This window comes from Streptomyces sp. NPDC001848 (assembly GCF_042891915.1).
Taxonomy (GTDB): Bacteria; Actinomycetota; Actinomycetes; order Streptomycetales; family Streptomycetaceae; genus Streptomyces.
The window spans coordinates 152,863-168,550 of record NZ_JBIATP010000006.1; the positions used below are offsets into that span (position 1 = coordinate 152,863).

At 72.1% G+C, this 15,688-nt stretch carries 11 protein-coding genes; 4 read left to right on the top strand and 7 right to left on the bottom strand.

Annotated elements, in window-relative coordinates; translation table 11 throughout:
* Window positions 1-542: 542 nt before the first annotated feature.
* Window positions 543-1,595, top strand: a complete 1,053-nt coding sequence (locus ACFYZJ_RS14165; RefSeq protein ID WP_388566987.1) for a hypothetical protein — start codon at window positions 543-545, stop codon at window positions 1,593-1,595.
* Window positions 1,596-1,684: 89 nt separating this feature from the next.
* Here the strand turns inward: ACFYZJ_RS14165 and ACFYZJ_RS14170 are convergent, their stop codons facing one another.
* Window positions 1,685-2,914: a glycosyltransferase gene (locus ACFYZJ_RS14170; RefSeq protein ID WP_388567612.1), complete on the bottom strand. Its 1,230-nt coding sequence runs from the start codon at window positions 2,912-2,914 to the stop codon at window positions 1,685-1,687.
* A 275-nt stretch (window positions 2,915-3,189) separates the two neighbouring features.
* On the bottom strand, window positions 3,190-3,654 hold the full coding sequence (locus tag ACFYZJ_RS14175; RefSeq protein ID WP_388566989.1) for an NUDIX hydrolase: 465 nt from the start codon (window positions 3,652-3,654) through the stop codon (window positions 3,190-3,192).
* 300 nt (window positions 3,655-3,954) lie between these two features.
* On the opposite strand from ACFYZJ_RS14175, the gene ACFYZJ_RS14180 reads away from it, so the two are divergent.
* Window positions 3,955-7,254, top strand: a complete 3,300-nt coding sequence (locus ACFYZJ_RS14180; protein ID WP_388566991.1) for a S8 family serine peptidase — start codon at window positions 3,955-3,957, stop codon at window positions 7,252-7,254.
* A 70-nt stretch (window positions 7,255-7,324) separates the two neighbouring features.
* On the opposite strand, the gene ACFYZJ_RS14185 is transcribed toward ACFYZJ_RS14180, so the two are convergent.
* Complete coding sequence (locus tag ACFYZJ_RS14185; protein ID WP_388566993.1) at window positions 7,325-7,699, bottom strand: hypothetical protein; 375 nt, start codon at window positions 7,697-7,699, stop codon at window positions 7,325-7,327.
* Window positions 7,700-7,765: 66 nt separating this feature from the next.
* Window positions 7,766-8,569: a hypothetical protein gene (locus ACFYZJ_RS14190; protein ID WP_388566995.1), complete on the bottom strand. Its 804-nt coding sequence runs from the start codon at window positions 8,567-8,569 to the stop codon at window positions 7,766-7,768.
* 364 nt (window positions 8,570-8,933) lie between these two features.
* Between ACFYZJ_RS14190 and ACFYZJ_RS14195 the strand changes: the two genes are divergently transcribed.
* The gene (locus ACFYZJ_RS14195) at window positions 8,934-9,962 is read left to right on the top strand and encodes an aspartate-semialdehyde dehydrogenase (protein WP_388566998.1); all 1,029 of its coding nucleotides are present in this window, start codon (window positions 8,934-8,936) and stop codon (window positions 9,960-9,962) included.
* Between the two features lie 131 nt (window positions 9,963-10,093).
* On the top strand, window positions 10,094-12,673 hold the full coding sequence (gene pepN, locus ACFYZJ_RS14200) for an aminopeptidase N (protein ID WP_388567000.1): 2,580 nt from the start codon (window positions 10,094-10,096) through the stop codon (window positions 12,671-12,673).
* Between the two features lie 191 nt (window positions 12,674-12,864).
* Here the strand turns inward: pepN and ACFYZJ_RS14205 are convergent, their stop codons facing one another.
* The 3 genes from ACFYZJ_RS14205 to ACFYZJ_RS14215 form a co-directional block, all read right to left on the bottom strand.
* On the bottom strand, window positions 12,865-13,104 hold the full coding sequence (locus ACFYZJ_RS14205; RefSeq protein ID WP_388567002.1) for a hypothetical protein: 240 nt from the start codon (window positions 13,102-13,104) through the stop codon (window positions 12,865-12,867).
* A 112-nt stretch (window positions 13,105-13,216) separates the two neighbouring features.
* A complete protein-coding gene (malQ, locus tag ACFYZJ_RS14210) occupies window positions 13,217-15,295 on the bottom strand; it encodes a 4-alpha-glucanotransferase (RefSeq protein ID WP_388567004.1) in 2,079 nt (692 codons plus the stop codon).
* Complete coding sequence (locus tag ACFYZJ_RS14215) at window positions 15,296-15,535, bottom strand: hypothetical protein (RefSeq protein WP_388567007.1); 240 nt, start codon at window positions 15,533-15,535, stop codon at window positions 15,296-15,298. It lies immediately after the preceding gene.
* Between the last annotated feature and the right edge of the window lie 153 nt (window positions 15,536-15,688).

Genomic DNA, 15,688 nt, shown 5'->3' on the forward strand with positions numbered 1-15,688 from the left:
GCTGACGGGCGCGGTGGGGCGACTGGTACCGGGGGCGGTGGCTGACGGGCGCGGTGGGGGCGACTGGTGCGGGGGCGGTGGCTGACCGGTCGGCGGTTCACTGGCGCCGGGGAACGACGGTTGACCCGCGAGCAGTCGGCTGACGCCGGAGACCGCGGCTGACGGGCGCGGTGGGGCGACTGGTACCGGGGGCGGTGGCTGACGGGCGCGGTGGGGGCGACTGGTGCGGGGGCGGTGGCTGACCGGTCGGCGGCTCACTGGCGCCGGGGAACGACGGTTGACCCGCGAGCAGTCGGCTGACGCCGGAGACCGCGGCTGACGGGCGCGGTGGGGCGACTGGTACCGGAGACGGCGGCTGACGGGCGCGGTGGGGCGACGGTGACGAAATACGAGTATCGCCACCCGTAACCTCCCGCGTCCCCCGTCCGGACCAGCCTCTTTCGGCAGTCGAACGCACGTACTTTAGCGCCATGTTGTCCGCATTTGTCGACAGGCGTGTAACAGCGGTTAGAGGGCGGACCGGGGACGGGAAATCCGGGATCATGAACCACAACACCCCGCTCTCCCCCCGCCCCCTCCGCCATCTGTCCGACGTGCAGCGCCGGGTGCTGACCACCGCCCAGCTGCGCGCCCACGGAGTGAGCACCGCCGAGACCACCGCGAAGTGCCGGCCCGGCGGCCCCTGGCAGCAGTTCCTGCCCGGCGTGCACCTGCTGCACCCCGGTCCGCCGACCTCCGAGGAGCGCCTGCACGCGGTGCTGCTCTACGCGGCCCGTTCCTCGCTCGCCGACCCCGCGCCCGCGGTCCCGGCCCAGCCGGGCGCGGGCTCCCCGCACGCCCCGCTGCCGTACACGGACGCCATGGTCACGGGTCTGGCCGCCCTCGCTCTGTACGGCTTCGCCTCCGCACCCGGGCTGTCGTCGCTGGAGAAGATCGACGTCCTGGTGCCGCGGACGCGCCGGCTGCGCAGCACCGGTTGCGCCCGGGTGGTCCGCACCGCGTCGCTGCCCGACCCGCGGCTGGTGACCGGCGTGCCCGTCGCCCCGGTCGCGCGCGCCCTGGCCGACGCGGTGGCCGAGGTGTCGGACGCGGGTGTGGTGCGCCGGCTGCTGACCGAGGCGGTCCGCGACGGGCACTGCGAACCGACCGCGGTGGTGCGGGAGTTGAACCAGGCTCGGCTGCTGAGCCGACCGCACGTGGTGGACGCCGTGGACGCGCTGCTGGCGGAGAGCCGGGCGGTCGCGGAGGACCGCCTGTACCGGATGGTGCGCGAGCACGGCCTGCCGGACCCGGTCTGGAACGTGGACCTGAGGCTGCCCGGCGGCCCCTACCTCGGCGGCCTGGACGCGTACTGGCCCGAGCAGGCGGTGGCGCTGGAACTGGACACCCGCGCCCCGCGCCAGGACGAGGACGCGCTGTGGTCGGAGTACGCCCGCAAGCGCGAGCAGCTGGAGCGGCTCGGCATCACGGTCGTGTACCTGACCCCGAAGAAGCTGCGCGACGGTCTGGAGCAGCAGGCGACGGTGGTCCGCACGGCACTGATGGCGGCCCTGGACCGGGAACCGGCCGCGCCGGTGGAGGTGCTGCCCCGGTGACGGACCGGGGCGGTACCAGGAGGGGAGAGGAGGGGCCGCCGGGACCTGCCGGTGGCCCCTCCTCCTGTGCCGGTTCGGGAGGGCTGCCGTCAGTGCGGGTCGGGGAGGGGCGGTTCGGGGAGCGCGGGCTCCCGCTCCGGTGGGGTGGGCCTCATCGCCTCCGTGTGGACGCGGTCGATGAGGTCGGCGTACGAGGCGATCATCCGGGTGCGGCTGAACCGCTCGCGGCTGCGGGCGAGGACGGGCGCGAGGTCGGCGCGGGCGGCGGCGGCCTCGGTCCAGGCCCGGGCGATCGCGTCGGGGTCCGGCGGGGTGAGCCGGCCGTGCCCGGACACGATCAGGGCGCTGTCCCCCACGTCCGTGGCGACCGGGACGGCCCCGCACATCATGCCCTCGATCAGGCACAGCGGGGCCGCCTCGCCCCAGGACGAGGTCAGCGCCACCACGTCGGAGGCGGCGTAGACGGTCTCCATGTCGCGCCGGACGCCCAACGCGTGCAGCCGCCCGGTGAGCCCCGTGTCGTCGCCGAAGGCCTCCCGGATGTCGGCGGCCAGCCCGGGCTGGTCCGCGGTCATGCCCGCGCCGCACATCAGCACGTGCCCGGCGGGCTCTCGGCGCAGCCAGGCGTGCGCGGCGCGCAGGAACAGCGGAACGTTCTTCATGGCGTCGTAGCGGGCCGCGAAGACGACGACCGGTGCGGCCTCCGGGATGCCGAGCGCCTCCCGCGTGCGCAGGCGCCGGCCCGGGTCGGGGCGGAAGCGCAGCAGGTCCACCCCGTTGGGGATGACGTGCAGCAGCTCGGCCGGGATCCCGGCGGCCCGGTAGGCGTCCCGGGTCGACTCGGCGCAGCAGACGCAGGCGACCACGGTGCCGTCGGCGATGGCGGCCTTGAGCTCGGCGAGCGCCCCGCCCTGGTTCTCCGGGTCGGAGCGGTGCAGGCAGACGATCACCGGGCGGCGCGGCAGGCCCGCCTGGTTGAGCAGGCCGAGCGGCTGCTCCTTGAGCGACAGGACGACGTCGGCCCCGGCCATGGCCCGTGCGGTCTCCGCCAGTTCAGGGCCGCTGAAGACGGCCGGATCGGCGGCCGGGCCCCCGGTCAGCCCGAAGGTGCGACCCAGGGAGGTGACCTCCACCCCGGCCGCCGTCAGCGACCGGTAGCAGGCGTCGTCCCGCATGGCCTGCCGAGTGGCCTCACGGAGCACCTCGCCGTGGACGCTGAGCACCCGGTGGTGCTGGCCGCCTTCGCGCAGCCCCAGGACGACGTCGCTGTGGAGGATCCGGGCGCCCCCGGAGAAGAAGCCGTCGTAGACCGACAGCACGCGCAGCTCGTGCCGTGCACGCACGTGACCACCCGCCTTGCACAAGTGTCGAACCATCCCCGTGAACAGCGGGTTGGTCGCTATGAGGCGGCACAAATGTTTCGGGCGGATGAACACGGCGTCTCATGTCCGGGTCGACTGGGTTACGCCGTAAATCGTCAGCCTGGTACGCCGTGATCCAGCGGCGCACCGAGACGGAGCCGCACCTCGTCGCGCGGCCCCGGCCCGGTCACCCGCGCGGCCCCGGCCCGGTCACCCGCGCAGCCCCGGCCCGGTCACCCGGGCGGCTCGGACAGGGCGACCCGCCCCGCCGCGGGACGCTCCCGCCACAGCGCGAGCCCGGTGTCGACGAGCCCGACCCGACTCAGTCCGGGGACGGCGGCCAGCTCCTGCCAGGCGGCGAGATCCGTCGAGCCCGCGACTTCGTTCCTGAGTTCTCCGCCGACCACCCGGCCCTCATAGACGAGCCGTACGCCGTGGTGGTCGACGCTGCGGCCGAAGCCGCGACGGAGACTGTGGCGGACCGAGTCCACACCGAGCAGCCCGGTGACCTCGATGCGGTAGCCGGTCTCCTCCTCCACCTCCCGGACCACGGTGCCGTAGGGGTCCTCGCCGTGCTCCATGCCGCCGCCCGGGAGGGTCCACTCGGGGGTGCCGTCGAAGGCCCGCCCGCGGGCGAGCAGGAGCCGGCCGTCGCGAACGCAGATGGCGTAGGCCGCCACCCTCAGTCGTGTACGCACTCGGGCACGTTAGCCCGTCGGCTCCGGATCGGCAGGGGAGTATCCGGGCGCGGACCGGCGCAGCGGCACGGCTCGAAGGAGGCCTGAAACCGGGCCGGTTGCCATCGTCCCGAGCCGAACTCCGTCAAGCCCATCGCGGGTTTTCCCCATGCATCCATTTCGATTCGGTCAACACTCCCCAAACTCACGTTCCTTACGTAAAGCTGTGCGATCGTCCGGGGTCGCCCACCGGACGACCACGACCAGGGCCGATCGGTCCCGGTCGGTCCCCGCACGCTCCTTTACCTACAAGGGATGCCGATGACCTTCACCCCCCAGCGCGGCCCGAAACCGGGCACGAGACGTGTGGCGCGCATAGCCGCGGCCACGGGGCTGGTGGCCGCGCTCTGCGCGGCCGGGCCGATACCCCTGGCCTTCTCCGCCGACCAGCCGTCGGCCGGTGCCGACCCCGCCGTGAAGTCCGCGAGCGCCAAGCTCGGCTCGGACGACGCGGACCTGCTCGCCGAGGCCAAGGCCGACGGCGCCAAGAACGTCACCATGATGGTCGCGACCGCGCCCGGGCAGACCGAGCAGGTCGCCGAGCAGCTCGACGCGGTCAAGGGCGGCACCGTCGGCCGCACCTACGACAAGCTCGGCTACGTCCGCGCCACCGTGCCGACGGCCAAGGCGGACTCGGCGATCACCGCCGCCGAGAAGCTGCCCTCCGTGCACGCCATCGACCTGAAGCGGGAGATCCCGCTCGACGACCCGTCACCGAGCGCGGACACCGCCACGTCCGGTGCGAAGAGCGCGACTTACCCGGCCCCGGGCAAGGACACCCCCGCGAAGAACCCGTACAACCCGTCCTTCGAGACGGGTGCCGTCGACTTCGTCAAGGAGCACCCCAAGGCGGACGGCCGCGGCATCACGATCGGCATCCTGGACTCGGGCGTCGACCTCGGCCACCCGGCGCTGCAGAAGACCACCACCGGTGAGCGGAAGATCGTCGACTGGGTGACCGCGACCGACCCGGTCGCCGACGGCGACGGCACCTGGCGGCGGATGACGACCGGGGTCTCCGGGCCCACGTTCTCCATCACGACCTCCACCCAGGGGACGGAGACGTTCAAGGCGCCCGAGGGTTCGTACAAGTTCACCTACATGTACGAGTCGGCCACCACCGGTGGCGACGAGAAGGGCGACCTCAACCGCGACGGGGACACCACGGACGCCTGGGGTGTGCTGTACGACCCGGCCACGGGCACCGTGCGCGTCGACACCGACGACGACCACGACTTCACCGACGACGTGCCGATGAAGCCGTACAAGGACGGCTACCAGATCGGTTACTTCGGTACCGACAACCCGGCCACCGACGTCGTCGAGCGCGTCCCGTTCGTGGTCGAGATCCGCAAGGACGTCGTCTACAACGCCTCCGGCGCCAAGTCCGACTACGTCAACATCGGCGTCATCGAGTCCGAGCACGGCACGCACGTCGCGGGCATCACCGCCGCCAACGGCCTGTTCGGCGGCAGGATGAACGGCGCCGCCCCCGGCGCGAAGATCGTCTCCTCCCGCGCCTGCACCTGGACCGGCGGCTGCACCAACGTCGCGCTCACCGAGGGCATGATCGACCTCGTCGTCAACCGCGGCGTCGACATCGTCAACATGTCCATCGGCGGCCTGCCGGCGCTCAACGACGGCAACAACGCGCGCGCCGAGCTCTACACCCGCCTGATCGACACCTACGGCGTCCAACTGGTGATCTCGGCGGGCAACTCGGGCCCCGGCGCCAACACCATCGGCGACCCCGGTCTCGCGGACAAGGTGATCTCCGTCGGCGCGGCGATCTCGAAGGAGACCTGGGCGGCCAACTACGGCTCGGCCGTGGAGAAGAAGTACCAGCTGCTGCCCTTCTCCTCCCGCGGCCCGCGCGAGGACGGCGGCTTCACGCCGACCCTCGTCGCGCCCGGCGCCGCGATCAACACCACCCAGACCTGGCTGCCGGGCTCCCCGGTCGCCGAGGCGGGCTACTCGCTGCCGGCCGGCTACTCCATGCTCCAGGGCACCTCGATGGCGTCCCCGCAGGCCGCGGGCGCGAGCGCGCTGCTGCTGAGCGCCGCCAGGCAGCAGGGCATCGACCTCACCCCCGCGAAGCTGCGCACGGCCCTGACCTCGACCGCCGACCACATCAAGGGGGTGCAGGCGTACGAGGAGGGCGCGGGCCGCATCAACATCCTCGACGCCTGGGACGCGATCCGCGACGACGCCTCCGCCCACGACTACACGGTGAAGGCCCCCGTCGACACCGCGATCGACTACGCGCTGAAGACCCCCGGCTTCGGCACCGGCCTGTACGACCGCGAGGGCGGCCTCAAGGCGGGGGAGAAGAAGACGTACGACATCACCGTCACCCGCACCTCCGGCCCCGACCGGGCGGTCCGGCACACGCTGCGCTTCGCCGACAACGCGGGCGACACCTTCCGCCTCCTCGGCGCGCCCCTGGTGCGGCTGCCGCTGAACCAGCCGGTGACCGTGAAGGTGCAGGCGGCCCCGCGCTCCGCGGGCATCAAGAGCGCGATCCTGGAGGTCGACGACCCGTTCACCGAGGGTGTCGACAAGCAGATCCTGACCACGGTCGTGGTGTCGACCCCGGTCAAGTACACCTACTCCGCGTCGAGCTCGGTGCAGCGCAACAGCTCGCAGTCGTACTTCCTGACCGTGCCCGAGGGCGCGAAGTCGCTGGAGGTCGCGATCGGCGGGCTGAAGGACAAGAGCCAGACCCGGTTCATCGCGATTCACCCGTTCGGCACCCCGGTCGACAACACCTCGACGCCGTATTGCTACAACAACCACCTCGACGGCAACGGCTGCAAGCCCGACGTGCGTTCGTACGCGGACCCGCAGGCCGGCGTCTGGGAGATCGAGGTCGAGTCGCGCCGCACCTCGCCGCTGCTCGACAACCCGTACACGCTGGACGTCACCGTGCTCGGCGCGGCCTTCGACCCTCAGACCGTGACCGTGTCCGAGGCCGAGGTCGGCACCCCGGCCGCCGTCTCCTGGAAGGTGACCGACAAGTACGCCGCGCTCGACGGCAAGCTGGTCGGCGGCCCGCTCGGCTCGTCGAAGACGGCCCGGCCGACGATCAAGAACGGCGAGACGAAGACCACCACGGTGGAGGTGCCCGCTGGTGCCGCCTCGCTGGACGTCGCGATCGGCAACGTGTCCGACACGGCCGCCGACCTCGACCTGATGGTGTACGACGCCTCCGGCAAGGAGGTCGGCAAGTCCGCCGACGGCGACTCGGAGGAGTCGGTGCACATCGACAAGCCGGCCGCCGGTACCTACACGATCGAGGTCGTGGGCTACTCGGTGCCGGCCGGCTCGACGGCGTACGACTACCGGGACGTGTTCTTCTCCCCCGCGCTCGGCCAGGTCACGGTGGACGCCTCGGCGCCGGTGAAGCTGGCCACGGGTGACTCCGCGACGGTGTCCGGCACGGTCACCGCCACCGCGCCGGCACCCGAGGGCCGGGAGTTCTTCGGCCAGGTCCAGCTGGTGAACGCACGCGGCACGGTCGCGGGCACCGGCAGCGTGAAGATCGAGAAGGTCACGCCGTAGCGGATGCCGTGGCGACGCAGGCGGTGCGGGTACTGATCCGAAAGCACCCGCACCGTCGTCGACCACCGGGTCAGGCCCTGATCCCACCGATGTCGATGTCGTCGCAGACCCGCTCGATGAACTCGCCCACCTTGACGCCGGACTCCCGTGCCGCCTGCTCGTGCTCGGGCCTGGGGTGCTCGTACCAGTCGATCAGCCGGTCGAAGCCCTTCGAGATCCCGTCCGGGGCCTGACCGGCGAGGTCTTCGATGACGTGCTGCCGCTTGTGTGGCGTGAGCTGCTCACTTCGCTGAAGATCGAGCGGCGCCGCGTCCCTGCAGAACTCCGCGTGGTGCGGGGACTTCCGGAAGGCATCGACCTCCGACTCCCGGGTCAACAGGAATCCTGTGGCTCCGAGTCCGAGAACAGCCACCGCCGAGACGGCGATCAAAGATATCCGGCGCATGACTCAGGTCCCCGCAGCGCTCGCGTTCAGGTAGCCGTAGCGGTGACCGAGTCCTGTGTGCGCTGATCATCCAGGAGTGTCGCGAGGGGTTGAACGAGACGTCGGCAGCGCCGAGGCCATCCAGTCCCAATTGGGCGCCATGTCATCCCCCACGAAGATCATCACCGGCTCTTCGGGGAAACGCGACACACTGACGAGTAGCTCCGTCCCGGGCCGATATCGTCTCGCCTCGTCGGTCGGCACCGTGAATTCCGCGTCCCGCGGTCCGTGCTCGGGCTTCAGATGGCGCTCGGCCCGCAGTACCAGGCGTGTCCGCCCGCCGTCCGGCCGCACGCCGGTCACCGTGCCCCGCACGATGGTCCGGGCGCAGGCGACGATCCCCTCCCGCGAGAGCTTCGCGGCACTCGCGCCGCCGGCGTCACCGCTCGGCTGCGCCGCACTCCACATGAGGCCGGCGCCCAGCAGTGAGGCGACCAACGCCGCGCAGGCGGCGAGGGCCCACCTGCGGGCGTTCCCCCGCGGGCGTCGCACTGCTCCCGGACCGGACGGCGACGGCACGATCACCTGTCGCTGCGGCACCGGCACGCTCTCCAGTCCGTCCGCGACAGCGAGCGTGAGCAGGCTCGCCTCCTGCCCACCGGACATCTCGGCCCCCAGTGGCCCCAGCGCGGCGAGGCGGGCCCCGATCCGCTCCTGCCGGCTTCGGGCGCGGTGCCAGTCCACCGCGATGTCGGAGGCCACCGCCGCGACCCAGGCCCCCAGCTCACGCGGCGCCTGCTCGCCCCCCGCCTGCCGCTCCAGCAGCCGTAGCCTGACCTGCTGCACCCCGTCCTGGAACTCGGACTGCGGCACACCACCGAGCGCCAGCACAGCACGTACCCTGTGTACCGGTGCGGCGTCGAGGGGGTCCTCCTCCGAGCCGGCGGTTCTTCCCCCCAGCAAACGCTGCCTCCGCTGCGACTGTTTTCCCCTGTGACGCGGGAGGGCGGAGAAACGTTCGGCGGACGCCCGCCCGAACCGAGACGTGGGTCACGCCATCCCACTCCTCGGGCAAACGAGTGGACACCCGGGGACCGGTGATACGCATGATGGGGTGCACCGGACCCCACGCCCACGGGTCCGCCGGACCCCCCGTACGCCGTCGTGCGGACAGCGGACAGCACAGCGCTGTACGCCTGTGGAGCAGGAGCAGCAGGCGTCGTACGGACGCAGATCACGCACGCAAGGAGTCGCCGTGAAGGTAGGAATCGTCGGAGCCACCGGTCAGGTCGGCACGGTCATGCGCAGGATCCTGGCAGAGCGGGACTTCCCGGTCGAGCGGCTGCGCCTGTTCGCCTCGGCGCGCTCGGCGGGCACGACGATCGACTGGAAGGGCACACCGGTCACCGTCGAGGACGCCGCCGAGGCCGACTACACCGGCCTGGACATCGTGCTGTTCTCGGCGGGCGGCGCGACCTCGAAGGCGCTGGCCGAGAAGGTCGCCTCGCAGGGCGCCGTCGTGATCGACAACTCCTCCGCCTGGCGCAAGGACCCCGACGTACCCCTGGTCGTCTCCGAGGTGAACCCGCACGCGGTGGTGAACCGCCCCAAGGGCATCATCGCCAACCCGAACTGCACGACGATGGCCGCGATGCCGGTGCTGAAGCCGCTGCACGAGGAGGCGGGGCTCGAGGCGCTGGTCGTCGCCACCTACCAGGCGGTGTCCGGCTCCGGCCTCGCGGGCGTGGCGGAGCTGCACGGACAGGTGCAGAAGGTGGTCGCGGAGGCCGACAAGCTGACCCACGACGGTGAGGCGGTCGACTTCCCCGAGCCGCAGGTCTACAAGCGCCCGATCGCCTTCAACGTCATCCCCTTCGCCGGCAACCTCGTCGACGACGGCCTGAACGAGACCGACGAGGAGCAGAAGCTCCGCAACGAGTCCCGCAAGATCCTGGAGATCCCCGAGCTGAAGGTCTCCGGCACCTGCGTCCGCGTCCCGGTCTTCTCCGGGCACTCGCTCCAGGTCAACGCCCGCTTCGCGCGTCCGCTGTCGGTGGAGCGCGCGACGGAGCTGCTGTCCGGTGCCCCGGGCGTGGCCCTCTCCGAGATCCCCACCCCGCTGCAGGCGGCCGGCAAGGACCCGTCGTACGTGGGCCGCATCCGCCGCGACGAGACGGTGGAGAACGGCCTGGCCCTGTTCGTCTCCAACGACAACCTCCGCAAGGGTGCGGCGCTCAACGCCGTGCAGATCGCGGAGCTGGTCGCCGCCGAGCTGACCAAGTAGGGAAAACCCTCACATCCAAGGGGCGCGCACCGCTGCCGGTGCGCGCCCCTTGCTGTAGGCCCTGATCATCGCCCAACGTGACGATGACGTGGAAGGATGACGGAACCGACCCATCACGAGGAGATGACCGCGTGCCTGGCACAAACCTGACTCGCGAAGAGGCGCAGCAGCGGGCGAAGCTGCTCACCGTTGACTCGTACGAGATCGATCTCGACCTCTCCGGCGCGCAGGAGGGCGGCACCTACCGGTCCGTGACCACGGTGCGCTTCGATTCCGCCGAGAACGGTGCGGAGTCGTTCATCGACCTGGTGGCCCCGACCGTCCACGAGGTCACCCTCAACGGCGACCCGCTCGACCCCGCCGAGGTCTTCAAGGACTCCCGGATCGCCCTGCCCGGCCTCCTTCAGGGCCCCAACATCCTGCGTGTCGTCGCCGACTGCGCCTACACCAACACCGGCGAGGGCCTGCACCGCTTCGTCGACCCGGTCGACAACCAGGCCTACCTTTACACCCAGTTCGAGGTGCCCGACGCCCGGCGGGTGTTCGCCTCCTTCGAGCAGCCGGACCTGAAGGCCACCTTCCAGTTCACCGTGAAGGCGCCGAGCGGCTGGACCGTCGTCTCGAACTCGCCGACCCCCGAGCCCAAGGACGACGTCTGGGTCTTCGAGCCGACGCCGCGGATCTCGACGTACGTCACGGCGCTGATCGTCGGCCCGTACCACTCCGTGCACAGCGTGTACGAGAAGGACGGCCAGAGCATCCCGCTCGGCATCTACTGCCGGCCCTCCCTGGCCGAGTACCTCGACTCGGACGCGATCTTCCAGGTGACCCGGCAGGGCTTCGAGTGGTTCCAGGAGAAGTTCGACTTCCCGTACCCGTTCAAGAAGTACGACCAGCTCTTCGTGCCGGAGTTCAACGCGGGCGCGATGGAGAACGCGGGCGCGGTCACCCTGCGCGACCAGTATGTGTTCCGCTCGAAGGTGACGGACGCGGCGTACGAGGCCCGGGCCGCCACCATCCTGCACGAGCTGGCCCACATGTGGTTCGGCGACCTGGTGACCATGGAGTGGTGGAACGACCTGTGGCTGAACGAGTCGTTCGCCACCTACGCCGAGGCCGCCTGCCAGGCGCTGCACCCCGAGTCGAAGTGGCCGCACTCCTGGACCACGTTCGCCAACCAGATGAAGACGTGGGCGTACCGGCAGGACCAGCTGCCCTCCACGCACCCGATCATGGCCGAGATCAACGACCTGGACGACGTCCTGGTCAACTTCGACGGCATCACGTACGCCAAGGGCGCGAGCGTCCTCAAGCAGCTCGTGGCGTATGTCGGCATGGACGAGTTCTTCAGTGGGGTGCAGACGTACTTCAAGCGGCACGCGTACGGCAACACGCGCCTGTCGGATCTGCTGGGCGCCCTGGAGGAGACCTCCGGGCGCGATCTGAAGACCTGGTCGAAGAAGTGGCTCCAGACCGCGGGCATCAACATCCTGCGGCCCGAGATCGAGACGGACGAGCACGGCGTCATCACGTCCTTCGCGATCCGCCAGGAGGCCCCCGCGCTGCCCGTCGGCGCGAAAGGTGAGCCGACCCTGCGCCCGCACCGCATCGCCATCGGCCTCTACGGCCTCGACGAGGACAGCGGCAAGCTGCTGCGCGACGAGGACGGCCGGATCGAGGTGGACGTCGACGGCGAGCTGACCGCCGTGCCGCAGCTGACCGGCCGGCGCCGCCCGGACGTGATCCTGCTCAACGACGACGACCTGTCCTACGCCAAGGTCCGCCTGGACGAGAAGTCGCTGGCCTTCGTCACCGAGCACCTGGGCGACTTCCAGTCGTCGCTGCCGCGCGCCCTGTGCTGGGCGTCCGCCTGGGACATGACCCGGGACGCGGAGCTGGCGACCCGCGACTACCTGTCCCTGATCCTGTCCGGGATCTCCAAGGAGTCCGACATCGGTGTCGTGCAGTCGCTGCACCGCCAGGTGAAGCTGGCGATCGACCTCTACGCCGACCCGTCGGCGCGCGAGGCGCTGCTGACGCGGTGGACGGACGCGACCCTCGCCCATCTGCGCGCCGCCGAGCCGGGCGGCGACCACCAGCTGGCGTGGGCGCGCGCGTTCGCGGCGACCGCCCGGACCCCGGAGCAGCTGGACCTGCTGGAGGCGCTGCTCGACGGTTCGCAGACCGTTGAGGGCCTGGTCGTGGACACCGAGCTGCGCTGGGCGTTCGTGGAGCGGCTCGCGGCGGTGGGCCGCTTCGACGAGGCGGAGATCGCGGGCGAGCTGGAGCGGGACAGGACGGCGGCCGGTGAGCGGCACGCGGCCACCGCCCGGGCCGCGCGCCCGACCGCGGAGGCCAAGGCGGAAGCGTGGGCGTCGGTCGTGGAGTCCGACAAGCTGCCGAACGCCGTGCAGGAAGCGGTGATCGCGGGCTTCGTCCAGACCGACCAGCGGGAGCTGCTCGCCCCGTACACGGAGAAGTACTTCGAGGTGGCCAGGGACATCTGGGACGCCCGCTCGCACGAGATGGCCCAGCAGATCGTGGTCGGTCTCTACCCGTCGATCCAGGTGTCCGAGGACACGCTGGCGAAGACCGACACCTGGCTGGCCTCCGCCGAGCCGCCCCCGGCGCTGCGGCGCCTGGTCTCGGAGGCACGCGCGGGCGTCGAACGGGCGCTGAGGGCGCAGGCGGCGGACGCCGCTGCGGCCTGACCGTACGCGGGAGGGGTGCCCGGCACATTCCGGGCACCCCCTTTTTTCAGTGGCGGAGTTTCCGGTGGCCGAGCTTCGGGTGAGCTTCGGGTGGCCGAGCTCTGAGTGCGTGGAAACACGCCGAGGGAGTCCGCGCACCTTCCCGGTGCGCGGACTCCCTCGGTGAAACGAATGAAAGAAGCTGCTGGGGGTCAGCCCTGCTTCGCCTGCTTGCGCGACTTGTCGGTCACCATGACCAGGCCCGCGATGACCAGGAACAGCACGATCGGCGCCGCCACGAACAGCCCCAGCGTCTCCACTACGCTCAGGCCCTTGCCGGGGTCGTCGCCGTCGTCGCGGGTCAGCGCGAGTGCGGGGGACGACATGAGCAGCATCATCAGCGTCGTACCGGCGGCCAGGGCGCCGGCGCGCAGGGCGTTCTTCTTGTCCACGGTGCAAAAGTAGCGAACGCCCGAACGGCCCGCTCGCCCGGGGGTGCCCTACCGGGCCGCCCGGAGCGCTCCACCGGGCCGCGCCCGGCCCCGGGGGTGTCGTACCGCGCCTCTACCGACCCCGCCGCACCACGTCCATCAGCGCGTACAGCCGCGGCGAGGCCGCCAGGTCCTCCAGGGTCACCGGGCGTCCCGCGGCGTCCGCGATCGGCAGGCGCCAGTTCGGGTACTGGTCCCAGGTGCCCGGCAGGTTCTGCGGGCGGCGGTCGCCCACCGCGTCGGGCAGCCAGACGCCGACCAGCCGGGCGGGGGTGCGCAGCAGGAAGCGGTGCACGGCCTGGATCTCCCTTTCCTCCGACACCGCCGAGTTGGCGCCGCCGGCCCCGTCGAGCAGTCCGAGCCGGGACAGCAGGGCGAGCCACTGGCCCGTCTCGGCGGCGGCTTCGGCACGCTCCTCGGCCAGGGGGCGGGTGAGCAGGCCGAGCCGGTCGCGCAGTTCCACGTGCTCTCCGCTGAGCCGGGCGGCGGTGGGCGGCAGGTCGTGGGTGGTGGCGGTGGCCAGGCAGTCGGCACGCCAGCGTTCGGGCGGCAGCGGCTGCCCGTCGCCCTCCCAGTCCCGTTCGAACCACAGGACGGACGTGCCGAGCACCCCGCGCTCGTGCAGGGTCTCGCGCACCCCGGGCTCCACGGTCCCCAGGTCCTCGCCGATGACCAGGGCCCCGGCGCGGGACGCCTCCAGGACCAGGACGGCGAGCATGGCCTCGGCGTCGTAGCGGACGTACGTGCCTTCGGTGGGTGGCTGCCCCTGCGGCACCCACCACAGCCGGAACAGACCCATGACGTGGTCGATGCGCAGGGCGCCCGCGTGCCGCAGCAGGGCGCGCAGCAGCCGGCGGTAGGGCGCGTAGCCGGAGGCGGCGAGCCGGTCGGGACGCCAGGGCGGCAGGCCCCAGTCCTGGCCGCGCGGGTTGAAGGCGTCCGGTGGGGCGCCCACCGACATCCCGGACGCCAGGTACTCCTGCTGGGCCCAGGCGTCGGCGCCGCCCGGGTGCACCCCGACCGCCAGGTCGTGGATCAGCCCGATGGGCATTCCGGCGTCGCGGGCGGTGCGCTGGGCGGTGGCGAGCTGGGCGTCGGTGAGCCAGGCGAGCCGGCTGTGGAAGTCGACGCGGTCCATCAGCTCGGCACGGGCGCGGCCGGTCGCGGACGAGCGGGGGTCGCGCAGCCGGGTGGGCCAGGTGTGCCAGTCGGGGCCGTAGAGCTCGGCGAGTGCGTACCAGGTGGCGTGGTCCTCCAGCTCCTGGCCCTGCTCGGCGAGGAAGTCGGCGTAGGCGGCGCGCCGTCCGGGCCCGAGCGGGACGGCGTGCACCATCTCCAGCGCCTCGCGCTTGAGCTCCCACACGGCGTCGCGGTCGATCAGCTCGCCCTTGTCGAGGACGGACTCACGCAGCCGCGCGGCACGCTCCAGCAGCGTACGGGTGCGGGAGCGGTCCTCGGCGTAGGGGAACTCGGGGATGTCCGCCACGCGCAGGTGCACGGGGTCCGGGTAGCGGCGGGAGGAGGGGCGGTAGGGGGAGGGGTCGGTGGGAGCGCCGGGTACGGCCGCGTGCAACGGGTTGACCTGCACGAACCCGGCGCCGAGCGCGCGCCCGGCCCACGCGGTCAGCTCGGCCAGGTCGCCGAGGTCGCCCATGCCCCAGGAGCGGCGGGAGAGCAGGGAGTACAGCTGGACGAGCAGTCCGTACGAGCGCCCCGGCGGCTCGGGCAGCCGGGCGGGGGCGGCGATGAGGTGGGCTTCGGCCGTGCGGCCGTCGGGGGTGGCGACATGGAGGGTGTGGACGCCGGGCGGGAGGCCTTCGGCCGAAGCGCGCGTCTCGCCCTGTTCGGTCTCGACGCGCACCCGGGTGCCGTCCGGGAGGGCGGCGAGCGCGGCGGGCGGCTCGCCGCCCCAGCCGACCACGGTCGGGGGCAGCAGCCGCTCCCGCAGCTCCCCTTCACGGGCGGCCAGGGCGTGGCGTACGGCGTCCGGGGTACTCGCGTCCACGCCGAGCGTGGCGAGGGCGGCGGTGACCGCGGTGTCCGAGGCCGTGACCGTGCGGTCCGGGGAGGGGCGGTAGGAAGTGGCGACGCCGTGCAGCGCGGCAAGCCGGGCCAGGGGCGTGTCGGCGCGCTCGGGGTCCGCCGGTGTCATCTAGTACCCCATGGGGTCCGGGCCGGCGGCCAGGGGCTCGCTGGTCAGGGGGGTGACGTCGGCGAGCGGGGGTTCGCTGGTGAGGGGCTCGGCGTCGGGCAGGGGCGGCTCACTGGTCAGCGGCGCCTGGGTGCGGGCGCCCTCCGCGCTGAGGACGCCGATCGGGGCCCGGGGGGCGGCGGAGGGTTCCGCGTCGCGTTTGGACAGGGTCGGGAGCGGATGGTGTGCCGGTGCGGCCACGGGGGCCTCCTTGTCGTCGTGCGACATTCTGCGGGTGAGTGCAGGCCTACCCAGTGGGCGCGTGCGCAGACGTACGAGGGTGAACAAGGTGGGTTTGCTCACAGACCGTACTCCGGTGCGGGGTCCTGCGGCACGCCACCGTCCCGAGGAGCT